General features: G+C 69.3%; 22 protein-coding genes and 2 tRNA genes. 8 read left to right on the forward strand and 16 right to left on the reverse strand.

From position 1 onward, the window contains the following. Nucleotides 1–194: 194 nt before the first annotated feature. Together ACQP03_RS33170 and ACQP03_RS33175 are read left to right on the forward strand one after the other, a co-directional pair. Complete coding sequence (locus ACQP03_RS33170) at nt 195–1,316, forward strand: ricin-type beta-trefoil lectin domain protein (RefSeq protein WP_433459646.1); 1,122 nt, start codon at nt 195–197, stop codon at nt 1,314–1,316. Next, nucleotides 1,313–2,596 carry a cellulose binding domain-containing protein gene (locus ACQP03_RS33175; RefSeq protein ID WP_357171811.1) on the forward strand — a complete coding sequence of 428 codons (1,284 nt, stop codon included), beginning with the start codon at nt 1,313–1,315 and terminating at the stop codon, nt 2,594–2,596. Before ACQP03_RS33170 ends, ACQP03_RS33175 begins: the two co-directional genes overlap by 4 nt. Before the next feature lie 96 nt (nt 2,597–2,692). Here ACQP03_RS33175 and ACQP03_RS33180 read toward each other — a convergent pair whose 3' ends face one another. From ACQP03_RS33180 to wrbA, 4 genes are all read right to left on the reverse strand, one after another. After that, complete coding sequence (locus tag ACQP03_RS33180; protein WP_357171810.1) at nt 2,693–3,289, reverse strand: TMEM175 family protein; 597 nt, start codon at nt 3,287–3,289, stop codon at nt 2,693–2,695. A gap of 152 nt (nt 3,290–3,441) precedes the next feature. Then, nucleotides 3,442–4,644 carry a low temperature requirement protein A gene (locus ACQP03_RS33185; protein ID WP_357131726.1) on the reverse strand — a complete coding sequence of 401 codons (1,203 nt, stop codon included), beginning with the start codon at nt 4,642–4,644 and terminating at the stop codon, nt 3,442–3,444. Between the two features lie 140 nt (nt 4,645–4,784). Further along, nucleotides 4,785–5,210 carry a peptidase inhibitor family I36 protein gene (locus tag ACQP03_RS33190; protein WP_357131723.1) on the reverse strand — a complete coding sequence of 142 codons (426 nt, stop codon included), beginning with the start codon at nt 5,208–5,210 and terminating at the stop codon, nt 4,785–4,787. A gap of 284 nt (nt 5,211–5,494) precedes the next feature. Next, nucleotides 5,495–6,103 carry an NAD(P)H:quinone oxidoreductase gene (gene wrbA / locus ACQP03_RS33195; RefSeq protein ID WP_357131720.1) on the reverse strand — a complete coding sequence of 203 codons (609 nt, stop codon included), beginning with the start codon at nt 6,101–6,103 and terminating at the stop codon, nt 5,495–5,497. Nucleotides 6,104–6,243: 140 nt separating this feature from the next. On the opposite strand from wrbA, the gene sigJ reads away from it, so the two are divergent. Together sigJ and ACQP03_RS33205 are read left to right on the forward strand one after the other, a co-directional pair. Continuing rightward, nucleotides 6,244–7,179, forward strand: coding sequence for an RNA polymerase sigma factor SigJ (gene sigJ / locus ACQP03_RS33200; protein WP_357131717.1), 936 nt, complete (start codon nt 6,244–6,246; stop codon nt 7,177–7,179). Nucleotides 7,180–7,403: 224 nt separating this feature from the next. Then, nucleotides 7,404–7,781 carry a hypothetical protein gene (locus ACQP03_RS33205; RefSeq protein ID WP_357131714.1) on the forward strand — a complete coding sequence of 126 codons (378 nt, stop codon included), beginning with the start codon at nt 7,404–7,406 and terminating at the stop codon, nt 7,779–7,781. On the opposite strand, the gene ACQP03_RS33210 is transcribed toward ACQP03_RS33205, so the two are convergent. The 7 genes from ACQP03_RS33210 to ACQP03_RS33240 all read right to left on the reverse strand — a co-directional run bounded on the left by ACQP03_RS33210 (nt 7,782) and on the right by ACQP03_RS33240 (nt 16,138). Then, nucleotides 7,782–8,546 (reverse strand): hypothetical protein, encoded by a 765-nt coding sequence (locus ACQP03_RS33210; protein WP_357131711.1) that lies wholly within the window; start codon nt 8,544–8,546, stop codon nt 7,782–7,784. Then, on the reverse strand, nt 8,536–9,132 hold the full coding sequence (locus tag ACQP03_RS33215; RefSeq protein WP_433459653.1) for a hypothetical protein: 597 nt from the start codon (nt 9,130–9,132) through the stop codon (nt 8,536–8,538). Before ACQP03_RS33215 ends, ACQP03_RS33210 begins: the two co-directional genes overlap by 11 nt. Further along, complete coding sequence (locus ACQP03_RS33220) at nt 9,129–10,382, reverse strand: sulfotransferase family protein (protein ID WP_357393809.1); 1,254 nt, start codon at nt 10,380–10,382, stop codon at nt 9,129–9,131. Before ACQP03_RS33220 ends, ACQP03_RS33215 begins: the two co-directional genes overlap by 4 nt. A 19-nt stretch (nt 10,383–10,401) precedes the next feature. Next, entirely contained in the window at nt 10,402–12,540 is a 2,139-nt protein-coding gene (locus ACQP03_RS33225) for a peptidase domain-containing ABC transporter (protein WP_433459655.1), read from the reverse strand. 38 nt (nt 12,541–12,578) lie between these two features. Continuing rightward, complete coding sequence (locus ACQP03_RS33230) at nt 12,579–12,761, reverse strand: hypothetical protein (protein ID WP_357131699.1); 183 nt, start codon at nt 12,759–12,761, stop codon at nt 12,579–12,581. Beyond that, nucleotides 12,754–15,822 (reverse strand): type 2 lanthipeptide synthetase LanM family protein, encoded by a 3,069-nt coding sequence (locus ACQP03_RS33235; RefSeq protein ID WP_357131696.1) that lies wholly within the window; start codon nt 15,820–15,822, stop codon nt 12,754–12,756. The genes ACQP03_RS33230 and ACQP03_RS33235 overlap by 8 nt, the downstream gene beginning before the upstream one ends. Before the next feature lie 100 nt (nt 15,823–15,922). Continuing rightward, complete coding sequence (locus ACQP03_RS33240) at nt 15,923–16,138, reverse strand: hypothetical protein (protein WP_357131693.1); 216 nt, start codon at nt 16,136–16,138, stop codon at nt 15,923–15,925. A 410-nt stretch (nt 16,139–16,548) separates the two neighbouring features. On the opposite strand from ACQP03_RS33240, the gene ACQP03_RS33245 reads away from it, so the two are divergent. Continuing rightward, complete coding sequence (locus ACQP03_RS33245) at nt 16,549–16,749, forward strand: hypothetical protein (RefSeq protein WP_357171805.1); 201 nt, start codon at nt 16,549–16,551, stop codon at nt 16,747–16,749. A 358-nt stretch (nt 16,750–17,107) separates the two neighbouring features. On the opposite strand, the gene ACQP03_RS33250 is transcribed toward ACQP03_RS33245, so the two are convergent. Beyond that, nucleotides 17,108–17,425: a hypothetical protein gene (locus ACQP03_RS33250; RefSeq protein WP_363660858.1), complete on the reverse strand. Its 318-nt coding sequence runs from the start codon at nt 17,423–17,425 to the stop codon at nt 17,108–17,110. A 349-nt stretch (nt 17,426–17,774) separates the two neighbouring features. On the opposite strand from ACQP03_RS33250, the gene ACQP03_RS33255 reads away from it, so the two are divergent. Further along, a complete protein-coding gene (locus tag ACQP03_RS33255; protein WP_357131684.1) occupies nt 17,775–18,008 on the forward strand; it encodes a GntR family transcriptional regulator in 234 nt (77 codons plus the stop codon). Nucleotides 18,009–18,313: 305 nt separating this feature from the next. On the opposite strand, the gene ACQP03_RS33260 is transcribed toward ACQP03_RS33255, so the two are convergent. Both ACQP03_RS33260 and ACQP03_RS33265 read right to left on the reverse strand, forming a co-directional pair. Next, nucleotides 18,314–19,594 (reverse strand): MFS transporter, encoded by a 1,281-nt coding sequence (locus ACQP03_RS33260; protein WP_363660864.1) that lies wholly within the window; start codon nt 19,592–19,594, stop codon nt 18,314–18,316. A 78-nt stretch (nt 19,595–19,672) separates the two neighbouring features. Beyond that, entirely contained in the window at nt 19,673–20,194 is a 522-nt protein-coding gene (locus tag ACQP03_RS33265) for a GNAT family N-acetyltransferase (RefSeq protein WP_357131681.1), read from the reverse strand. A 607-nt stretch (nt 20,195–20,801) separates the two neighbouring features. Here ACQP03_RS33265 and ACQP03_RS33270 point away from each other — a divergent pair. Both ACQP03_RS33270 and ACQP03_RS33275 read left to right on the forward strand, forming a co-directional pair. Next, on the forward strand, nt 20,802–22,664 hold the full coding sequence (locus ACQP03_RS33270; protein ID WP_357131678.1) for a hypothetical protein: 1,863 nt from the start codon (nt 20,802–20,804) through the stop codon (nt 22,662–22,664). 15 nt (nt 22,665–22,679) lie between these two features. After that, a complete protein-coding gene (locus tag ACQP03_RS33275) occupies nt 22,680–23,348 on the forward strand; it encodes a hypothetical protein (protein WP_357393801.1) in 669 nt (222 codons plus the stop codon). A gap of 114 nt (nt 23,349–23,462) precedes the next feature. Here the strand turns inward: ACQP03_RS33275 and ACQP03_RS33280 are convergent. Both ACQP03_RS33280 and ACQP03_RS33285 read right to left on the reverse strand, forming a co-directional pair. Beyond that, nucleotides 23,463–23,535 (reverse strand) — tRNA-Arg (locus ACQP03_RS33280). A 35-nt stretch (nt 23,536–23,570) separates the two neighbouring features. After that, nucleotides 23,571–23,661 (reverse strand) — tRNA-Ser (locus tag ACQP03_RS33285). Nucleotides 23,662–23,719: the final 58 nt, after the last annotated feature.

The raw sequence follows: 23,719 nt of genomic DNA on the forward strand, positions 1-23,719 counted from the left end.
TCTGTTAGCGCTCACACTCGTCCCAGTGCTGAGGCAGAACGCCGTGCCGATCCGACGATCGGCGCGAGCCGGGCCACGCCCGGCAGCCGGCGGCTGCTCGGTCCGGCCGGCCCCCTCTCGGATGTCGACTGCCCCGGGCGGCCCTACCGATCGGCCAACGCCCTCGGCCAGCTCTACCAACCAAGGGGAGATCCATGCGAACGAGGGCACGATGGCTCGCGACACTCGCCGCGCTCGGTGTCGTGATCGCCGGGGTGGTGGCACCCACCAGTCCCGCCAGCGCAGAGTCCAACGGTGGGGTACGCGTGATGCCGCTCGGTGACTCCATCACCGAGGGCACGCAGGTGCCCGGCGGATACCGCATCGGGCTCTGGCAGCGGCTCGCCGCCGGCCGGTACACGGTGGACTTCGTCGGATCGCAGTTCAACGGGCCAGCCAGCCTAGGCGACCACGACCACCAGGGGCATCCCGGCTGGCGGATCGACCAGATCGACGCGAACATCGTCAACTGGCTCAACACCCAGCGGCCGGCGACCGTCCTGCTGCACATCGGCACCAACGACATCCTGCAGAACTACAACGTGAGCACCGCGCCGAACCGGCTCTCCACGCTGATCGACAAGATCACCACCACCGCGCCCACCGCCGAGGTCTTCGTGGCGCAGCTCATCCCGCTCTCCAACAGCAACCAGGAGAACGCCGCCCGGACCTTCAACGCGGCCATCCCCGGCATCGTGCAGAGCAAGGTCAACGCCGGTAAGCGCGTACACCTGGTCGACATGCACAGCGCCCTCACCACCGCCGACCTGATCGACGGCATCCACCCCACCTCCGGCGGATACGACAAGATGGCCGCCCGCTGGTACAGCGCGTTGCAGTCGGTCCCCGGCAGCATCGGCAACCCGAGCAGCGGCGGCGACCCGACCACCACCACCACCACCCTCGTGGGTACGCTGTCCGGCCGGTGCGTCGACGTCCCCGGCTCCTCCACCACCAACGGCACCCAGGTGCAGCTGTGGGACTGCCACGGCCGCACCAACCAGCAGTGGACCTACACGTCCACCAAAACCCTGACGGTGTACGGCAACAAGTGCCTCGACGCCGCCGGCTACGGCACCTCGCCGGGCACCCTGGTCACCATCTACGACTGCCACGGCGGAACGAACCAGCAGTGGAACGTCAACGCCAACGGCACCATCACCGGCGTGCAGTCCGGCCTCTGCCTGGACCCCTACAACCAGGGCACCGCCAACGGCACCAAGCTCGTCCTCTGGACGTGCACGGGCCAGACCAACCAGCAGTGGAGCCGTCGATGAAGCAGCCGACACGATGGCTGACGGCCGGGCTCGCGGTGGTCCTCGGCCTGGCGCTCGCCACGACGACCCGGGACGCGGCGGTCGCGGACAGCCCGTACCAGCGAGGCCCGGACCCCACCCTGGCCAGCGTGGCCGCCACCCGAGGTCCGTTCGCCACGACGCAGGCGACCGTGCCGGCCGGAAACGGCTTCAACGGCGGGTACGTCTACTACCCCACCGACACCAGCCTGGGCACCTGGGGCGCGGTCGCGATCGTTCCCGGTTACTCCGCGCTGTTCGCCAACGAGGAGGCCTGGATGGGCCCCTGGCTGGCGTCCTTCGGATTCGTGGTGATCGGCATCGAGACCAACAGCCGTACCGACGGCGCCGACGCGCGGGCCACCCAACTGCTCGCCGCGCTGGACTACCTCACCCGGACGAGCCCGGTCCGCAACCGGGTCGACCCGAACCGGCTGGGCGTCATGGGCCACTCGGCGGGCGGCGCGGGCACCCTGCTCGCCTCGCTGCGGCGGCCCACCCTGAAGACGGCGGTCGGTCTCGCGCCCGGCACCCCCGGCAACAACCTGAACATGTCCAGCACGCAGGTGCCGACCATGCTCATCTCCGGCCAGAACGACGGGACGGTCACGCCCTCGTACGTCCAGGGCATCTACAACAGCCTGCCGGCAAGCGTCGAACACGCCTGGGCCGAGCTGGCCGGCAACGACCATCTCTCCTTCACCAGGTCGAACCCGACCGAGATGCGGCTCCTGATCCCCTGGCTGAAGACGTTCCTCGACAACGACACCCGCTACACCCAGTTCCTCTGCCCGCTGGCGGACAGCCGGGGCGTGTCGCGGTACAGCGCCACCTGCCCCCTGGTGCCGCCGGGTGAACCGACACCACCACCCACCACGGGTACGCCCACCACACCGCCGCCCACTACACCGCCGCCCACGACGCCGCCTCCGACGACGCCCCCACCCACCACGCCGCCACCCTCCGACGCTGCCTGCACCGCGGCCTACCACACGGTCAACTCGTGGTCGGGCGGCTTCCAGGGTGAGGTCACGGTGACCGCGGGCACGACCGCCGTCAACGGGTGGACCGTCCGCTGGACGCTGGGCAACGGGCAGAGCATCAGCCAGGTCTGGAACGGCACGCTGAGCACCAGCAGCTCGACAGTGACCGTCCGCAACGCCACCTACAACGGCTCGCTCGCCCCCGGCGGCACGGCCACGTTCGGCTTCCTCGCCACCGGTACGCCGACCAACCCGTCGCCAACCTGCACCAGCCCGTGAACAGCCGCGTGGCGGTCGTCGGCCTGGAGTCCGCTGACGACCGCCACGCGGGTCCGAGCAGTTGCCCGGTCAGCGCCGTCATGCCCAGCGGCGCGGTCAGCGATCCTCGTCGTCGAGCGGAACCGGTTCGAGCGCGGGCAGGGGCAGCCAGAAGACGGGGATCATCAGGGCGTAGATGACCAGCCCGGCGGCGGGGGCGACCGTACCGACCGCCGCACCGAGGAGAGTCAGCACCGGTCCCGCCAGGAAGCGTCTCCCCACGAGCCTGCCCGCGTGCGCGCTGACCCGCGGATTCAACAGCCTCGGCGCGCGCATCGCGTACCACCAGAGGGCGTTGAAGAAGATCGCGCCCAGGCCGAAGGAGCCGCCGAAGAACAACACGGCGAGCGGCTCACCCGACCCGTTGCGAAAGGCCGCCGCGAGTACGGAGGCCGCGAACGGCAGGAACGCAACGGTCATCAGCAGCACGGTGTTGAGCAGGAGCACCCCTCGATCAGCGGCGACGACCTGGTCGAACATGACATGGTGGTTGGTCCAGATCGACGCGATCAGGAAGAAGCTCAGCACGTACGCCAGGAACGAGGGCCACAGCTCGACCAGACCCCGACCGAGGTTGGAGGTGTCCTCGGGCGGGTGGATCTCCAGCACCAGGAGCGTGATGGAGATGGCGAAGACGCCGTCGCTGAAGAACACGGTCCGGCTGGGGTCCCGGAGAGCGCTGTCCTGTAGCGCAGCCTCATCCCCCGGTCGTGTCCGCCGCCGGAAGCGCCACCGCCTGGCCATCAGCCTGCCCGGCCGAACGGACAAAAAGCCATAGATTGGAGCATAGTCGGGAAATCGTCCCGTCAACCTCCGACGTCGGGTGGAGAGGGCTGCTCGGGGGGTTTACCCATCGCGCGCATCGCGTCCGAGATGGCGATGCCGGCCAGGACGGCGACGGCGGTGCCGGCCACGGCCAGCGGCGGCACGAGGATCATCGCGGGCGCGACGGCGACCAGCAGGAGGGCGCCGATCAGCCGGGAGCGGGACACCCGCGCGAACACCGCGTGCTCGACCAGCATGCGTCCAGCCAGGAACAGCACCGGTCCGCCGAGGATGGCGATGATCCAGGAGGCACCGGTGGGCCCGAACGGATGGGTGATCACGATTTCGTAGCCGACGGCGATCGCGACGGTGCCGACGACCATGAGCATGTGGGCGATGAACGCCTCCCGGATGAGGTGCGCCGGGTCACGGGCGGCCGTGAGCGCCCCGGGCAGCAACTGGCCCGCCTTGAAGAGGTACACCCGGAACAACAGCACGGTCGTGGCGAACGAGACGGCGAACGCCGCAGCGGCGCCGCCCTCCTGGAACGACGTGTCGCTGTAGGCCGATCCGGTGGTCAGGATCAGCTCACCGAGCGCGATGATGAAGAACTGTCGGTACCGCTCGGAGATGTACTCCGCCGACACCGGCCAGCCCGGTCGGCTGGAGATGTTCCACGGCGCGGGGTAGAAGAGCAGCAGCGCCGTACCGTCGATGGCGAGGGCGAGCGCCCACAGCACCGTCCGCGCCGCACCCGGCAGCAGCGCTCCGACGATCCACGGGACGGCGGACATCGAGAACCACAGGAGCACCCCCGCCGCTCGACTCTGCGCCTTCAGACCGCGCAACGCCGGCACGATGACGAGGCCACGGACGATGTGCACCGCCACGTACGAGCCGGCGAAGACCAGACCCCCGGCACCGAACGCCTCCGGCACCGCGACCGCCATCATCAGGGCGCCGAGCATGGCCGTGTAGACCACGAACTGGACCTGCGGCCGCTCGGAGTTGTAGAGATCGGTGACCCACGCCGTGACGAACCAGAGCGACATGAAGGCCATCAGCAACAGGAACGTCTCGCCGACCTCGGCGAGGACCATTCGCCCCTCGGTCAGGTCCTCGACGAGCCGATGGGAGACCCGGTTGAGCGCGAAGACGAACACCAGGTCGAAGAAGAGCTCCAGGAGGCTCGGCCGCTGCGGCTGCTCCGGCTTGCGAAGCAGCGTTGCTGCGCCTGTCGACATCCCGCCGCCCGACCTTGCCCGGATTCTTCACCTGTTGGGAATTGATACCACCTTCGGCGGCCCATCGGGGCCGGTACGACATACCGCCGCCCTTTGGCGTCACCACCCGAGGCGTCCGGACCACGGAGACCGGCTTCCGCTCAGTCGTAGAACACGATGAACGCTGATGCGGAGTCGTTCGGGATCTCGTCTCCGCCACCCCTGAAATCCACTCCACTGTGCGCGGGAACGAACGTGATCCTGCCGCCGCCACTGCCGGCGGCGAAGCCGTGCTCGAAGACACCGATCGTGTGATTACTGCCGTTCCACACGGAGGACGCTGAATCGTTCAGGTTTTTTCCGTTGGTGTACTGGTACCAGCGGAAATCGGCGAAGCTGGCACCGGCATCGACGGTCCGGAACGCCATGGTCGAACCCGTCCAGCCAAAGTTCTCGTAGAAGCAGACCTCCACATACTTCTCGGCGCACCTGTACACCGCCTGTGCGGCCGTCGGGGCGACCGTCACCGAGACCACGACGGCCGCGGTGGTAGCGAACGTAGCCGCGAGAGCTTTGCGCTTCTTCACGTCATCTCCAACAAGAAATAGCCGGCAGAAATTTGCCACGAACCTACGGGCCAGTTCTTGATTCCTTCTGAACATCCCGTTCAGACGAGCTGCGGCGTTCTGCTCCAGGGCTCCGGCAAGAGCCCGAAAGGCCCCGGGCTCGAACGGCTCGCCCCACGGGAACGTCCCGGTCGTGCAAGGCCCGGAGAGCCCCGCAGACGCTCGCCGTACGCCACCGGTTCCAACCCCGCACCGGTCCCGACGGCGCGCTATCACGACCAGGTCCGGTACGTCGTCGCGAGTGATCAGGCGGCAGCGCCCGCCTTGAGGCGGGCGGTGATGTCGACGACCCGTCGGGCCTGATGGCGGGCCGCCTGGAGGACCACCTCGCCGGGCGGGCCGTCGCCGACCACGTGGGAGGTGCCGTAGGGGTTGCCGGCCTGGAACTGGACGGGGTCGGTGTAGCCGGGGGGCACGATGATGCCGCCCCAGTGGCAGAAGGTGTTCGCCAGCGCCAGGAGAGTGGACTCCTGGCCGCCGTGCGCCGTGTTGGATGAGGTGAACGCCGAGTACACCTTGTCGGCGAGCTTGCCCTGAAACCACAGCGGGCCCGTCGTGTCGATGAATGCGCGTAGCTGGCTGGCCGGGTTGCCGAAGCGGGTCGGGGTGCCGAAGAGCACCGCGTCGGCCCAGTCCAGATCGTCGTGGCTGGCCTCGGCGATGTCCGCCGTCTCCTGCAGGTGCCGGTCCCACTCCGGCCTGGCGCTGACCGCCGCCGCCGGTGCGGTTTCGAGCACCTTGCGCAGTCGCACGGTGGCGCCGGCCTTCTCGGCGCCCTCGGCGGCGGCCTGCGCCAGCGTGTGGATGGTGCCGGTGGAGCTGTAGTAGATGATCGCGACATGCACGGGTTCCACGGTCGATCTCCTCCCTCTGCGGTTCTGACCGGTACGACGAGACAGCGCGAGAAGATGTGAGGCGACCTGCGACCGCACAATTCGCGGCGACGGTTCGTCGTAAGGGGTGAGCCAGATCGTTCGAAGGAGTCGGTGAACCCATGGCCCACCCACCCGAGCGGCTGCACGACCGGCCCGATCCGAGCCTCAGCGCGATCATCAGCGAGCGCCGTCAGCTGACCAACCTGGCGTACCGACTGCTGGGCTCCCTGGGCGACGCGGAGGACGTCGTGCAGGAGACCTACGCCCGCTGGTACGCCATGTCCCCCCGACAGCAGGAGGGCATCGACGCTCCCGGCGGCTGGCTGACCACAGTTGCCAGCCGCATCTGCCTGGACCTGCTCCGCTCGGCGCGGGTCAGGCGCGAGCGTTACGTGGGCGAATGGATCCCGGAGCCGCTCCCCGACCGGGCCGAATGGATCAGCGGCCGGTCAAGCGGCGACGCCGACCCCGCCGACCGGGTCACCCTCGACGAGTCGGTCAGCATGGCCTTCCTGGTCGTCCTCGACGCGATGACCCCTGCCGAGCGGGTCGCGTTCATCCTGCACGACGTCTTCGGCTACCCCTTCGCCGAGGTGGCCGCGATCGTCGGCCGTACCCCCGGAGCCTGCCGTCAGCTCGCCACGTCGGCCCGCCGCCGCATTCACGTGCCGCGGCCCGATGCGGGCTCGTCGGCACGACGTGCCGATCTCGTCCGGGCCTTCAAACGCGCGTGGGAGGCCAAGGACATCGACGCGCTCATCGGCCTGCTGGCGTCCGACGCCACGGCGACCGGCGACGGCGGGGGGCACGTCACCGCCGCGCTCCGCCCGATCGAGGGAGCCGAGCAGGTAGCCCGCTTCTTCGTCGACCGGCCCACGGCGGCGGCCGGCGTGACACTTCAGGACTGCACGGTCAACGGCCAGCCCGGTCTGGTGGCTCGGCGGTACGGCGTCCCGGTGTCGGTGATGGCGTTCGACGTCAGCGACGACCACATCCACCACATCTGGGCCGTACTCAATCCCGACAAGCTCCGCTCCTGGAGAGCGACCTGTTGACCACGGGTCCACTGTGGAGGTTTTGGGCGAGTGTCATGAGACTGTCATGTTTGGTCACCCGGCCGGGGGATACTTCAATCACGTTCGACTATCCACGGGGGATAGTGGTACGGGGGATCGGCTCAGCGGCCGAGTCAGTGCCGCCCGGCCACCGCCGCGCCGCAATGCCGGGTGAGATGATGATCAGGCCCGGTGTCTCCATGAGTTGCGGGGGACGACAGGACGTGCAGTCGCACACGCCAGGGCAGCAGTTCACGCAAGAAGGCGCTCAGGCCGGCTCGGTCGCGGGCTCACCGCAGGCGCCGGAAGTCGCCATCGATCGGCTGGCTCAGCTTTCGCAGGACCTGGAACAATTGGCCGAGGCGATCCTCGACCAGTGCGCGGATGTCAGCCAGCAAGATACCGAGTCCGATGCGGTTGAGCTGATCACCAAGGTGCTGACGCTGCAGACGCGCTCGGTCACCATGGTGGAATGCGCCGTCGCGCACGCCCGCTACCGAGGCGTCAAGTGGCGGCAGATCGGGGATCTGCTGGGCGTGAGCCGACAAGCAGCTCACGCCCATTTCAGCAACATCGTGCAGCAGCACCGGTGTCCCACGTGATCAGACCAGCAGGCGTGCGCCGGCCATGGCGAACAGGCCGGCGCCGAACGACCACAGGAACCGTCCGAGGCCCATGATGATGGCGACCGACACGTGCATGAGGATCGCGCAGACCATCCAGGCGATGAGCGGCCATCCACCGAGAATGAGGAAGATCGGGCAGGAGACCTCGATCAGGATCACGCTCCAGGCGGTGAGCCGCGTGATCGTGGGCCGGTTGAGCATGTGCCAGGCGATCTGCGCCGAGCCGAACCGCGGCGAGTTGACCGCCAGAGCGACCTGACGTCCGTGCCGCCACGCCGGCACCCGGAGCTTCGCCACGCCGCTCCACAGGTAGGCGAGGCAGACGTTCAGGGCGACCAGCCACGCCGCCCAGTCGGTCAGGGCGGTCGACGGCACCAGCCAGAGCACGCCGAGGCCGGCCAGCACGATCATGAGCATGATGTCCGCGCCGTCACCGAGCGGTTGGAGTGCGACCATCAGGTAACCGAGGATCAGAACGGCCGCCAGCCCTCCACCGGACAGGCACGCTCGCGGGTCGACGAGGAACCAGCCGCCGAGCAGGGCCGGCAGCAGGGCGATCATCCGGTGCGCGAGCACCCACCGCGGGCCGGCGGCGGCGTCCGGGCGCCGCCAGCGGGCCAGCCCGGGGAGCGCGGCGGTCAGCTCGGCGCCGGTCACCAGCAGGGCGATGCCGGCCACCCGGGCGGCCAGCGGGAACAGGTCGTCGGCGAAAAGACCGCTCGGGAACCATTCAGCTGTCATGACGGACCTCCGATCGGCTGCTTGCTGCGGGGAGGACGGGTTCGCGGGCGGACACGAAGATCGTGCGAGGCGGCGATGTGGTCCAGTACCCACGGGTCAGCACCAGCCGGAACTCGGCCCGGTCCGCAGTTGTGGGGTCGGCGGTCTGCAGCGCTGAGCGGCGTACCGACGCCATGACCCGCCGGTATGCGGGGTCGTCACGCATGTCGCGGCCGTCGGCCGCACCCCCGCTGATCAGCCGGTACGCCAGGATCTGCGCGCTCTGATCGGCGCGCTGGCTGGGCCGCCACATCGCGGACCACCAGCGCCAGCGGTTGCTCGTCAGCGGTGTCCAGGGGTGCTCGTCCGCGTCGGCCGAGGTGGCCGCCGCCGATCTGCTGTGCATCCGGTAGGACAGGTCGAGGTCGAACATGCCGAAGCGCTGAGCGAACAGCCCCCAGAACGGCAGGATCGACCGCAGCGTTGCGACCCCGATCCGGACCTGTCGCATCCGGCGGTCCACCGCCGGCACGAAGCTGATGATCGCGGCCGCGGTGTAGGCGGAGAACAGCAGCAGGAAGCACCACGCCAGGAGGTGACCGATCATCGCGCACCGACCGTGTCCGCCAGGGCCCGTGGGCCGGTGGCCTGGTGCCGGTCGCGCAACCCGGCCACGACGTCGGCCACGCGGGAGACGCCGCCGACCGCACGCAGCGCCCCCGTGCGCAGCACACCACCGATGTTGGCCTCCCCGGTGACGACGCCCCGCAGGGTGGCCGAGTCGGTCAGGATGCGGGCCCGCGGCAGGCACGGCCGGTCGCAGAACGACGCCTCGCCGGTCGCGGGGTCGATCAGCCAGGAGGACTGCCGGTCCTCGATCGTCACCAGCACGTGGTCCCGCAGGCGGTCCTGCTCGTGGGAGCAGAGCCGCGGGGCCGGATCGTCGCCGCCCAGCACGTCGGCCAGCGCAGTGACGGCAGACCGGTCCGGGCTTTCGCCCGCCGGCCCTTCGGACGGCAGGGCATTCCAGTCGGGTCCGACCTCCGGGTGGTCCAGCTGTCGCAGGCACTCGTTCATCCGCTGCATGAGGTCGGGCGGGATCAGGTGGATCGGTACGCGTCGTCCCGTACCCACGCTGTCGGCGGAGACCCGGTCGGTGAACGGCAGCTTGTGGTCGCCGGCGCCGATGTCGTGCTGTCCGGCGAAAGCCGACCGGGACAGGCCGGGGACGTCCTCGACGCCCAGGAATCCGGTCAGCCGGCGCAGCTCGCGGTCCGGGTCGCGGGCGAGGTCCTCGTACCGGACGCGCACCGTGCGGTCCGGGTTGCGTCGCTCGTAGCTCAGCAGCGCCTCGGTGTGATCGCACCAGTACCGCACGAGCGCGTGCACGGTGTTGCCGGGGGACTTCTGGACGTACTTCTCGAAACCGTACGCGGCGAAGCCCCAGCGGCTCGCGTCCAGGCCGGACATCACGAAGTCGAGGCAGTGCCGGTGCAGGGCGACGAAGCGGGCCTGCGGAAAGACGTCGGAGAGCAGCGGTGCCAGCCAGAGGTTATCGAGCGACTTGTCGCACCAGAGGCGCTTGTCGCGGGCCCGGGCGTACGCGCGCATCGGCCGGTCCACCGCCGTGCGGATCTCGTCGATCACCTCGGTCGGCAGCGGACCTCGACCACCGGAGAGGCAGACCTGCCGCCAGGCTCGTTCGGTGGTCTCGCACACCCGGGCCACGCTCGTCTCGGGTGGGCTCGCCAGCTCCGGATGGGCGTCCAGCAGAACCCGCAACAGGGTCGACCCTGACCGGGCGAAGCACAGGATGAAGACCGGGCCGTCGGTGCTGGTGCGCGGCTCGCTCGTCATGGCGTTACCTCCAGTCTGATCAGTTGACGGCGCTGACGTCGGTGAGGGACCGCGGGCCACCCGGGACGACCGTGAGCGGGGTGAGATCACCCGCGGTCATCCGCAGCGCCCGATCGCAGGCGCCGAGGACCGGCGCCGAATGGGCGACCACGATCCGGGTACCGGGCATCATCTGCAGCGCGGTGAGCACGGTCTGCTCGGTGCCCGGGTCCAGGTGGCTGGTGGGCTCGTCGGCCACCAGCAGGTCCGGCCGGGCCAGGAAGGCGCGGGCCAGGGCGAGGCGTTGCCGCTGCCCGCCGGAGAGGTGCATGCCTCGGCTGCCGATCGGAGTGTCGAGCCGCAGCGGCATCGCCGCGACGTCCTCCTCGACAGCGGCGAGCTCCAGCGCCTCCCATACCGCCCGGTCGGGCACGCCAGCGCGCCACGCCAGCACGTTGTCGCGGATAGTGCCAGAGAACAACTCCGGGTCCTGCGGTACGTAGGCATAGGACAATTCGCCGGGCGTCCGCCGGCCGCCTGCGTCGACGCGCACCCGGGTCACGGTGCCCGATCGCGGCTGGTACAGGCCGAGGAGAAGGTGGATGAGGGTGGTCTTGCCCCCACCGGTGGCCCCACCGATGCCGAGCAGTTCGCCGGGGCGCACCTCCAGTGACACGTCGTCGACCACATCGGCGCCGTCCTGGTGATAGCGATAGCTGACCCGCTCCAGCCGGATCGCCGCTCGGGCCGGCTGCCGGTCGGCGCCGGTGACGTCAGCGGTGTCCTGGCCGGTAGCCGTATCGCCGGCATGCGCGACCGGCGCCGGCGCTGCGCCGTCGATGATGTCCTCCAGCCGCTCCAGCTGGCCGCGGACCAGGAAGATGCCCTGCGCCCCGGTCACCAGGCGCCCGAGGGTAGCCAGGAACATGCCCGCAACGGTCAGCATGGCCAGGACGGAGCCGAGCCGTACGGTGCCGTCGGCCGCCAGCCAGACGCCGGTTAGCACGATGGTGATGGGGACGGCGAACTGCACGAGGCCGGTGAAGGCTTGCAGGGTCTGCAGTTCGGAGTCGCGCTTGAGGCCCCGGGCGGCCGACGCCGCGAAGGTCCGCAGCCAGCGTCCGGTCACCCCGGCTTCCAGCCGCATCGCCTTGATCACCGCGTAGTTGTTCACCGCGTCGACCGAGTTGATCTGAAGCTCGGCATCGGCGCGGAGTGCCTCCCGCTGGGCAGCCTCCACCCGCCGACCGAAGGCGACTGCGGCGCCCATCTGCAACGCGGCGCCCAGCAGCGCGATCACCGACAGGGCCGGCGAGACGGCCACCAGGGCGGCCAGATAGATCAGGGTCAGGGGCAGGTGCAGGCCGGCGGCGAGAAGCAGCAGGGTCAGGGAATCCCGGAGGGCGGCGTTGGCGGAGATCCGGGAGAGGATGTCCCCCGCCGCACGCTGCTCGAGGAATTCCAGGTCCTTGCCGAGGAGGTGGTGGACGAAGGCGGTCATCAACCGCGCGTCGATCCGGGCCCGTAGGCGCAGGACCAGTCCCGACTGCAGCAGAGTGCCCAGGAACTGCAGGCCCAGACAGCCGGCCGCCGCGACGCCGACCAGCCAGGGCGACAGGTGCCCCTCGCGGGCCACGGCGGCGTTGACCGCCTCGCGGGTGAGCAACGCCGGGCCGAGAGTGGCGGCGACCATGATCGCGGTGGCGGCGATCAACTGACCGCGCAACCCGCGAGAACTCCGCGTGATCACTCCCCGCAGGGACAACCGCGACGCGACGTCCGGCGACGAATGCTGCCGCCCGTCACCGGCAACGCCGAAGACGATCAGCGGCCCGGACATCCGCCGCGCAAGGGCCTCCGCATCGCAGCGTTGCCGGCCCTGCCCCGGATCGACCATCTCGACCTGGCCACCCCGCACACGGGTGAGCACCACGAAGTGGTTGCCGTCCACGTGCAGGACTGCCGGCATCGCGGTCGAGGTGACCGCGGCGCGCAGATCCTGCACGGCGTACGCCCGCGCGGTCAGTCCATGGGCGGTGGCCGTCGCTAAGATCCGGGCGACGGACGTACCGTCCCGGCCGCTACCGAGAGCGCGCTGCCAGAAGCCGGTCGAGGCGCTGCGGCCGAGAGCGCTGCCGACCATCGCCAGACAGGCCGCGGCGCAGTCCGACTGGGACATCTGCAGGATCGTCTGAACCCGTTTCGCCATCGCTGCCGCTACCTCCCGATCCGGTCCACGACCAGCACCAGCACTCCGAGCGCGAGCAGGATCCACACCGCGAGCGCCACCCACAGGCGGGTGATCGAGCGCTGCGCGGCCAGCCCACACAGCGCCGCACGTTCCACCCCGGCGGCGGACGCCTCGACGCCTTCGTACGGATCGGTGACGCTGTCACGCATCGCCCCGCGCTCCTTCCTCGACGGGCCCCTCCGGCGACCGGCAGCCGGCCGGCAGGCTGAGCGTCACGACGCGCGGAACGGCGCGTGGTTCCAGATGCCGCAGCAGACCAAAGCCGACGCCCGCGACGCCCGTGAACAGGCCCGGATCCGGCAGCGGCCGCGGCAGGCCCGTCCGCCAGCCGTGCCGCTCAGCGGCCGCGAGGAGTCCACCGAGGTGGACGCCGTACTCCTGCTCGCATCCGGCGGCTCGCAGCAGCTCCAGTGCTCCCATGGCGCCGTGGCAGAGGCTCTGGTCGTACCCGAAACCGTGCTCGACGGTCAGCCGGACCGCCAGGTCGATGTCGCGCTTCTCCTCGCTGTCGATCAGTGCGCCACCGCCGGCCGCCTCCTCGCCGAGTGCCAGTCGGACCAGTCCGATCCCGGCCCCGCCACGGCACCAGCTCTGCCGCTTGCCCTCCTGCGGCACTCCCTCGCGCGCCAGCAGGGCGTCGTGCCAGCCACCCGCGTCGGGACGGCGCTGCGAACGCTCGGCGTCGATGCACACCCGGGCGGCGGTGTCCCATCCGGCGCCGGGAAACAGGCCGGCTCCCCGACCGAAGGCGAGGGCCGCGCCGGACATGCCATGTGCCACGCCCGCCGGGATCTCCTCGGCACGCAGGACGGATTCCAGCTGCATCGCGGTCGATCGGAGGAACCGGTCGGCGGCCGCCGCGTACACCTCCGGGCCGAAGGCCGTGGCAAGCTCGGCCGCCGTGGCGGCGATTCCGGCGGAACCACCGAGCAGGTCCCAGCAGTCGGTCGGCAGCGGGGCCGGTGCCAGCCGGCCAGCGACGTCGCGGGCCCAGCGAGCCAGGCCGGGATCCCCGGCGGAGTGGCCGAGGCACGCCGCCACGTACACCGTTCCCCAGAGCCCGTTCAGCACGCCAAGCTGACGGTTGCGGGCCAGCTGCTCCAGCGTGCTGTGCTGCAGCACGGACTCGGCATCGACCAGCATCGCCGACCGGGCGGAGGTGGCCAGCCGGCTGCGTGATCCGGTGATCAGGTCCAGGTACCCCGCGAACAGGGCGATCCCGGCGACGCCGTCGTAGAGACCGAAGGGGCTCGGTCGCACGCCGAACATTCCGCTGGACACCTCGACACCGCCCAGCCACCAGGCTCGGCCGCGATTGTCGGCCATGTCGGCGGTCAGGGCGTCCCTGATGTCGGTCGCCGCGCGAAGGACGGTGTCGCTGTCCGGCGTTGCAGCGCGGACCGGGGAGTACGACTGCCGGTGCCGTGCATCGGCCGGGATGCGCAACAGTGACAGGGTGGCTCGGATGATCCCGGTCTGCACCCGCAGATCCTCGGCGGACAGCGAGCGCAGCCGCTGGCGGACCAGGTCCAGCCCGCTGACCAGCAGAGCCGACGAGTGCACCAGTTCGCCGTTGGAGAGCAGGTCGACATCACCCGCGCGGCGCTCGAACGTCGGTATGCAACCGTGCAGTAATCCGCGGCGTTCGCTGCCGAACAGATGGAGGGCGAGCTGCCGCTCGTGGGCGTTCGCCGGCCAGATCGTGTTGACGACTTCCTCTTGCTTGAGTGCCGACCGGGCGGCATCGGGATGGCCCAGCTCGTACAGCAACTTGCCGTACTGCCAGCTCGGTCGCACGATGTGCCGCACGCGGGCCCCGGCGAACCCGGCCAGGAGCTGGTCGAGGTGATCACGGTCGGCCAGGAACATTCGGTACGCAGCGACGAAACCGTCGGCGACCGTGTCCTCGTACCCGACCACCGGCACCACGCGGCCGTCGAGCACCGGCATGTGCGTCGCGTCCTCCGCCGGCAGGGACCGCATCACGAACTCGGACCGGCCGTGCTCGTCGACGCGCAGCTCGCGGATCTGCCGGGGCTGCCGCCGTTCGCCGACGGCGCCGAGCATCGAGAGGTCCAGGGCCGTCGGCAGGTCGCCGCGGTGGCCGGGTTCCGGCAGCAGACCGGAGTCCAGGACGGTGGTGGCCTTCACCCCACCCATCTCCTCGACACCGTCGCCACGGGTGCGGAAGGAGGTGGTGAACAGGCACTCGGGATCGACCAGGACGGGCGACCGGCCGTCACACAGCACGTTCTCGTAGTGCAGATCGGTCGCCCGCATCAGGTACGCCAGCGCAACGAGCGCTCCCGAGCGGCGATAGAAGGCCCGCACCTCGTCGGCCGAGCGAGCCGGCGACCACGCGACGAACTCCTGCCACCCGTAGCGACCGCGGTCCACCGATCGGGGAACCCGGGGGGCGAGTCCCGGCTCGTGGCTGTCCAGCCACTGCAGAACCGTGGTGAGCTGGACTTCCAGGGCGAGGCTGCGAGGCTTGTAGAGGAGCTGGGTGTCGTCGGCGAAGGTGAGCAGCAGCACCGCGCCCGGCTCGTGCAGGTCGCCCACGGCGCGTACGGCTCGCATCTGCCCGGCCTCGACCCCGCCGAGCAGCGGCGTGATGAGCGGACCGTCCGCGCGCAGCCTTTGCAGCATCTCGGTGAACGTGCGCAGGTATCCGTCGAGGATGTGCTTCACCTGGCGAAGCAGAGGGGCGTAACGGTCGGCGAATTCGGCTGCGGCGGGGCGGGCCGCGTACCGGACGGCCAGCGTCTTCGCCGCTTCCGCCTCGGTCCGCCGGGCAGTCGGCGCTTCTCCGGCCTTCCCGGCTTCGTCGACTGGGGCGTCGAGATCTTCTGCGGCCGCGCGACACGCGAGCCGGCGAACGTCGCCCAGCAGACTGCGGAGGTAGCGATCGGCCACCGTGGCCGCCGCCCCCTGACCCTCGGCGCGTCCCGCCTCGGTGAGGGCCCTGTGCAGGTCGGCGAGCCGGGGCCACAACGGCAGCAGTGGCCAGAGAACCGGCTCCTCGGTCATCCAGCCGACCGGCGACTCCGCCAGCGTATGCGGCAGCTCCGCAGGCCCGGATCCAGGCGCGTCACCCGCAGGTGGTGGGCTGCCGCCGACGGGAAGGGAGAGTCGGGTACGCAGTGCGTCCTCCGGCAGCGTCCGGAACGGCGGCACCGTGGACCAGCGCCGCATCAGGTCAGTCGACATGGAGCCTCCCCGCGTCATGGATGAGGACGGCCGCCCGCCCCGGTCGGGCCGGGACGGGCGGCCGGTGCACCGGACTACTCGGCGCAGCGCTTCCGCGCGATCAGGCGCAGAGGTTCGACGTCGTCGGGCAGACGACCGTCGGCGGGACGCTGCTGCTGCAGACGAAGGTGAAGAAGTCGAGGCTGTCGGCGGCGCCACCGACGATCGACTCCAGGTACATCTCGTCCAGCGGAGAAGCACCCGCCGGAACGGCCGGCATCGTGGCCTCCTCGGACCCTCGGTTCTGCCAGGCGTCCGTCATACCCTTGATGATCATTGCTCGTCCTCCCTTTCGTTCGTGCGAACAACGGAGACCCCAAGATATCCACAACAGTGACGGGCAACACCCCTTTGTGAATTACTCGGCATCCGCTCGACCGTCTGTCAAATTGGCATTGACGGACGCCTCTGGACACCTTGTCAAACAATTCTTGACAGAGCGGATCCGGCCCTCATTCCGAACGAGGCGCCCACAGATCCGGCCTCGCGTGCGAGCAAGCGGGGCGCGACGTAGGATCGTCCCTATGGGACTTGCCGGAGCAGGGATCGTACTGGGGGTGGCCGCAGTGGCGGCCTTGGCAACGATGCTGGCCAACGTGATCACCCGACACCGCCGACGGCGCCGCTGACCGCCGGCCTGCCCTTCTGCGGGCAGCGCAGTGTCGGAATCCGCGATACCCTTGGACGATGACGATCGTCCTTATCGTTGGATTGTTCTCACTGGTGGCTGGCGCCCTTCTGGCATGGCGCCCGATCGGGATGGCACGCCTGGTCGGCCACTTCGGCATGGTAAAATTCGACCCCGCAAGAACTACCGAGTACCGCACCGCCGGAATGGTGATGGCAGCACTCGGCCTCATCCTCGCCGTGATCGCATTGTTCGCCTGACCCGAGGCGCCTGCCCGCCGTTGCGGGCGCGATCCGGAAGGGTCGCCATTATCGCCTACTACTCCAACGTCACCTCCCCTGCCTGTACTTGTGGTGGGTTCGTCGGGCGCGGCTTGAGGATCTTCGTCGCCAGATCGACCAGGGGCAGGGTGCGCTCTGATGGGGAGCGCCACGGCGAGGACGGTAAGGACGGCCAAGGCGAGCATGGCCAGGGTGATAGACCGGTGCCAGCCGATCCGTAGGCGTCCCCTGTGGACAAGTTCTACTGACCAGCGGAAACACATGATCGAGAGCACCAAAACCCGCCGGGATTAGCGGGTCTGAACCGACCCCACCCGAGACCCTGTACGGATCTGAACTACAGAGATCCCTTCACCCTGCGGGCCGAGGTCTTCCCCGAGCCCTTCCGGACGGGCGCAGGCTCCCTACGGACCGGGGAGGCCGCCGGACGGGGCGACGGAGCGAGCTTCCGGAGACCGGCGGGCTGGACGAAGAGTTGCCGCCGGGCTACCGCATCTCCCCGGGTGTCCAGCTCGTACCCCTCGATCCAGGCCCACCCGTCGTACGTGATCCGGTCTTCCAGTACGCGGATGAGCCGGAAGTAGAACGGCCGGGAGAACTGGACGCTGGCCGCCTGCGTGAGGTGCAGCAGGTCACCACCCTTGAACGGGCGCACGCCCCACCGCCCGTCGCCACGCCCCGATCCGCGCTCGGGCCACCGCGACCCTCGGACACCAGCCGTCCGGGTGGCAGCGGCTACATCTCTGCATGCGGTGGTAATCGATCACCGTCCAGGAAAGCTCGACCTCGAACGGCACCGCGCTCACCGCGACCCCTCCCGCTCCGGGTGGGGTGGAGCAGGACGGGCGAACGGCCAGAGCTTCACGAGGTGCCTCCTACCTGGGCGAAGGTCTGACCTCAATCTAGTTCAACTTGTACAGTTCGTATAGCTGTTTCTATAAGTACAGAACGTTTGGTAGGTACCCAACGGCCCGCCCGTGCTAGGCGTCCATAAGGTGTCGATCATGATCGACGAGATGAGTCCGGTAGCGCTCTACATCCAGCTCGCGGATCTCCTCGCCAAGAAGATCGAGTCCGGAAAGCTCAAGCCCCGTCAGCCGCTCCCCTCCGAGGCCCACCTCCAGCAGGAGTACGGCGTGGCTCGCGGCACGGTCCGAGCGGCTATCCGCCTGCTGCGGGAACGGGGTCTCGTCGTGACGCTTCCAGCGCGCGGGACGTTCGTCGCCGAGAAGCCGTAGCCAGCACCACCATCACTCACCGAGGCGTCAGCCAGGTGCGCGGTCACCGATCGGGCGTACCGGTAAGCGGTCCCCAGCACGGCGGCGAAGCCGATGAGCACGGTGTAGGACCAGGCATCGCCGGGACCGGTCAGCTCGCCGTAGCGGTGCGCCAGGAAACCGACGAACGTCGCCGCGCCCAGCGCGGTCACCGCGACCACCGCGCGAAGGTCGGCCACCATCGCGGCGATGGTCGGGGCCGCCTCCGCTGGGGCTGGTCGGGCCGTCCGCTGCGTACGCCGCGGTGGTCACCGCACTTGTGGTGGTCAACTTCTCGCGCGTCGCCGGCGGGTTGCGGACAGGGCGGATGGTGAGACAGCACGGTCGAGCGGGGGCGGAATCGAGCAGGGAGCGACGGTGGGGATGGTGGTGGGTCCGGCCGCGGATTCGGGGTGTTGGTGACTCGACCGGGTCGGCAGTACCGCCAGCGCGATCAGCGCGCCGAGTAGGCCCGTCGCGGCGAAGCCCCAGGCTGGCACGGTGGCATCGATCACCGCCCCGGCCAGCGGGGCGCCGAGCGCAACCCCTACCACCATCGCTGAGCCGTGCAGGCCCATCGCCTCACCCCGTACGCTCGCCGGCACCAGCCTGCTCACGGCGTCGGCGGTGGCCGCCACGGTCGGCGCGGTGAAGGCTGCGGACGGCAGCAGCATCAGGGCCAACAGCCACCACTGGCCGCTGCCCAGGCCGACCGGAACGGTGACCAGACCGAGGACCAGGGTGAGGATCAGCGACGGCACCGGGCGGGACAGCGCGCCGTAGGTGAAGCCACCGATCAACGAGCACGACGCCCAGAGCGCCAGCACCACACCGGTCCAGTCGAGCTGGCCAGCATCACGCAGCACCGCCACCACCGACACATCGATGCCGGCGATCACCAACGTGCCCGCCGCGCCGCCGGCGAGCAGTCCGATCAGCCGTGGGGTCAGCCACTGCCGGCGCGGCAGTGCCGGTGCCGGCGTCGTCGCCTCGTCACGCGCCCGGGTCGGCGGGTTCAGCACCAGCAGGGTGAGTCCGGCCAGCACGATCCCTGCGCCGACGGCGTACATGGTCAGGGTGGGCGAGACCCTGGTGGCCAAGGCCACCGCCCCGGCTGGCCCGATCATGAAGCTGAGTTCGACCGACATCGAGTCCAGCGCGTACGCCTGACGGCGTTGGGTTGGCGGGACCAGCGCGGCGATCGACTGCCGGACCACGGAGAAGACCGGGAGGGTGAGCAGCCCGCCGACGAACGCGGCACCGAGCAGCACCGGGTACGGCAGAACCGGTGCCGTAGCCCAGAACAACGCCGAGACCGCTGTGGTCAGCAGCAGCATCGGCCGCAGGCCACGTCGGTCGACCAGCCGGCCGAGCAATGGCGCGCCGAGCGCCGAACCGACCGTCATCGCGGCCCCGACCAGCCCGGCTGCGAAGAAGCCGCGGCCCAGATCGAGGACGTGCAGCGTCATCACCACGGCGGTGGCCGCCACTGGCACTCGGGCCAGGATCGCTACCAGCAGCAGCGGCCGCAACCCTGGCAGCGCGAGCGCGTCCCGGTACGGCTTCACATCCAACACGGTCCGCACCTCCCGGGCCGCCCTTGCCTAATACGGGTAGTTCCTAGTTACGGCTTCGGCCGGGTGACCTCACCGATCCAAGGCGATCCAGTAGCGCCTTACTGGACCGTGCTCGGTGTCGCGGATGCCCTCGAGGACGCCGCCGTGGTGTTCGATCGTCCGGGCCGACGCGATGTTGTCGGCCAGGCAAGGGATGAGGACGCGATCTAGGCCCAGGACGACGCGAGCCTCTGTGAGCATCTCGCCGAGTGCCCAACTCGCCAGTCCTCGGCGGCGCGCGGACGGCCGGACGCCGTAGCCGATCTGGCCGATCTCGTCATCGAACTTGTGCCGGAGGGCGATACCCCCGAGTACGTGGCCGTTCTCGACGATCCACCGGGGTGAGCCGTGCTGTTCGTCCGGACACGGATCGCCGGCCGGATGGACCATTCGGACCCGCGCGTGCACCCAAGCGGCGAAGCCTTCGGGCGAGTCCACATCGTCGTCAGCCCTCAGGCCGAAGCCGTCCTCGTGAAGGCCAGGGCCCCAGTCGTCGCGGCATTTCAAGAACGCGGCGTGCAGGCGGACAGTCGGCAGAATCAACTCGGGCATGAGGTCACGTTATTAAGAGCCGGACCGCCGGGCGAGCCGCGTCTTACCAGAATTGATCATGCCCAGAAGGCGATCCAGCTCCATATAGTCCATGTGCTTCGACAGCAACCAGAAGGTGCCGTGCCGCCCTCCTGGGCAATGTCAGCCTGGTCAAGGACGCAACCCAGATGACGAAAGCCAGGCACTTGGTAAGCCCCACGGACGGCCATTTTGTGACTTGCGTCATACCCGAGTGGCCGTAACCGTCGGCGATCCTCCGACTCGCCGCCCGCGTGCGGTCAGCAGTTCGGCGGCCTGGGGTTTGTAGAGCCGCTGCTGCGGGCCTTCCCGACCAAGCCAGCCCACGCCACCCTCCGCTTCGGCGAGCCAGACGACCCGACCGCCGTCGAGCGGCGCATCGATATATGACCGCCCGATAACCCTCCTCAGAACAGAGTTCCAGACCGAACGTCAAGCATGTCCTGGGACGTATTCGTCAAGCGGGTGGTCGGACCAGACAATCACCGGTGGCGATTGTCCGCCGCCGACTGCCGCGCGCCACATGTCCGCCAGCTGATCTGCCACACCTCGGCGCACTGATCGCGGCAGAAGGTGAACCCGATTTCGCTTGCGCGTCCGCCGTGCACAGCGGCACCACGCGGGCTTGGCCGAAACGTATACATTGACCAGCGCCGGTTTGCTGTCGATGGATCGAGACGCCATGAACTACCCGACGCCGCCACCGTTTCCCCCGCCGCCACCGCCTCTTCTGCCCCCACCGCCACCGCCACCGCCACTGCCGCCGCAACCGGCACGGCCGCGACGGCTTTTGCTGCTGTTTGGTGGCCTGGCCCTGGCGTTCCTGCTGATCTGCACGATCGGCGCGCTTGTCGTGGTGCCCCGCTTCACCGGCAACCCGGGTGGCAAAAAGGAACGGGCCACTGAGGCGCAGGTGGCGGTGAATACCGCCGATCAGGAGTTGAGGCAGGCGGCTGAGCGGCTGCTCACCACGCCGGCGGTCCGCTACCAGGGGTCGTTCTCCGGACCGGACGGCGACCGCATCAGCATGGACGCCCAGGTGACAAACGAAGGCACGGTGCGGGGCAAGCTGATCACTGACGGCCAGACCGCCGAGATCCTGGACCTTGGCGATCGTACGTTCCTCAAGGTCGGCGAGGCGTTCTGGCGTAAGGCCGGGATCACCGACGGGCGCGAGAAAAAGTTTGCCAACCGGTGGGTGCGGGTCGCGGGCGACCTCTTTGGATTCGACTTCGGTGACGTCCTGGCGCCGGCTCTGCTCGCCACCGGCATGGTGCCGAGCATTGAGGAAAACGGCTATCCGCAGCAGGAGGAGTCACTCGGACTCGGCGTGGTCACCTCGGTGGATGGCGTCGAGGCACGAGCGGTGGTCCTCGACGGTGTCACGTACCTGATCAGTACGGCCGAACCGAAACGGCTGTTGGGTATGAGCACCACCCCGGTGGCCGAGTCGGGGAGCGGCTTTCAGACGATCGCGCACCGGGTGAGTGACGTCGAGTTGCGCGCCAAGCTGCAGGTTCTCACCGACGACCAGCGGCAGTTGCTGTTCGACGAGGTGAAACGTCAGATGGGCGTACTGGCGCAGTCCCTCGACAGCATCGTCCAGGTGTCGCTCACCGGCGACGCGAGCCTCAGCCCCTGCACCACCAACGGCTGCACCGCGAACCTGAAGCTCCGCAGCAGGGTGACGTCGGCATCCAAGTACGTGACGATCGACAAGCAGGTCACCGTCGAGGTGAACATCACCATGACGTTGGACGGCAGGCCGGTGCAGACCTGCCCGGAAGTCCTGATCATGAAGCCGAAGGACACCAAAACGGTACGGTGCCGCGCGTCGTACTACATCCCGCCGGCCCGGAAACCCAAGACCCACCAGGTGTATGCCGCGTACACGGCGGTCGCCCGGGCGGTCACCACGGCGGATGCCAAGAAGATGGCCGCTGACCTCGCCGACGAGATCAAACGCAACGGCACGTTGGGCGTCAAGCCGGCGGACAAGCCTCATGAGTACCTGCCGACCGGCGCGAACCCGCCGGCGCTGAACACCCGTCAGCAGCAGGCGAGGACCCGCGTCGAACAGCTCGCGAAGCAGGCTTGCAAAGACGTGCAGCGGTGGCCCGGAGAGTCCCCGCAGCACTGGGGCGACCGGGTGCACAAACGACTCGCCGAGCTCGTCGGTGCGGAACCGGCATCGGCCAACCTGTTCGCGGAGGTCGGCTACCGCAACGGTCTGCTCGCCAGGAGGTGGAAGAATCCGGTCACCGCACGAGAGGGCTGGGAGAAGGGCGCCAAGGCGCCGGATGTCGTGCTCGGCGTGGACGAACTGCGACCGGAACTCATCCTCGACCTGAAGACCGGCGCCAAGGGGCTCGAAACCAAGTGGTACGGGGACCTACAGAACCAGCTCCCGGCAAGGTATCGGAACGTTCCGGCGATCACCGTTCGATGCTGAGAAGGGGATGATCACGTGGATGTCGGCAGGTGGGAAAAGGCCGTCGACGCGTACCTGCTGCCCGCTCTGGGTGATGGCTGGCGTGCTGCGGAGGGCCGACTGGTGCGGGGGCCGGTCGGCTGGACCGCCCAGACGGTGCAACCAGTACCACCACTGCGCCGGCGGCCCAACTTCCAGGTCGAGGTGATCGTCTGGTTGCTCGCGGTGCCAGCGGCCGACGGCCACACGTGCTCACGGCGGCTGGAGGGAGTGTTCCCGGAGCCGGACGCCCTGGCCGGCTACGAACCGGTGATGGCCGACATCCGGGACGTCGTACTCCGGGAGGGCATCCCGTTCCTGGACCGCTACGGAGATGTCGAGGGCTTGCTCGCTTACCGACTGGAGTGGGAAGCCCAGGACGCGGAGCGTGGCCTGACCGACCCCGACATACGTGCAGCCGAGGAACTGGCCTACCTGCATGTGATCCGCGGTGACTGGGACGCCGCGCTGGCGGCTGCGGCGCTGGCTGAGGAGGCCGGCGAACTGAACCGTTCCCGCCCGCACCCGATCGCCTGGGAGGATGAGATCCTCGAACGCGTTCGTGCGGTGATCGCCCTCGGCCCGGACGGCGCCCGCGAGGCCCTCGCCCGCAACGCGGCCACAACGGCGGCCGCGTTGTCCCTGCCTTACTCCATGCCGCGTTGAAGCGCCAGGGCGAGCGGATGAGCGGCACCGAGGCGGATTAGAACGTTGCGGTACTTCGCCGCTGTGCGGGAACGGAAAGGGCCGTCTCGGTTTCCCGAAACGGCCCTGATCTTGTGCGCCCGAAGGGACTCGAACCCCTAACCTTCTGATCCGTAGTCAGATGCTCTATCCATTGAGCTACGGGCGCTCGTGCTCAGCCAGTGTACACACCCGGCTTTCGCGCGGAGACTCCGGGATTCGAACCCGGGAGGGGCTTTAAGACCCCAACCGCATTAGCAGTGCGGCGCCATAGACCAGACTAGGCGAAGTCTCCCTGGTGGCCCGCAGACCACCGCGCCCGAGGATACAGGTCGGCACCCACCGGGGGCAAA

The organism is Micromonospora sp. CA-248212 (assembly GCF_050948405.1).
Lineage (GTDB): Bacteria > Actinomycetota > Actinomycetes > Mycobacteriales > Micromonosporaceae > Micromonospora.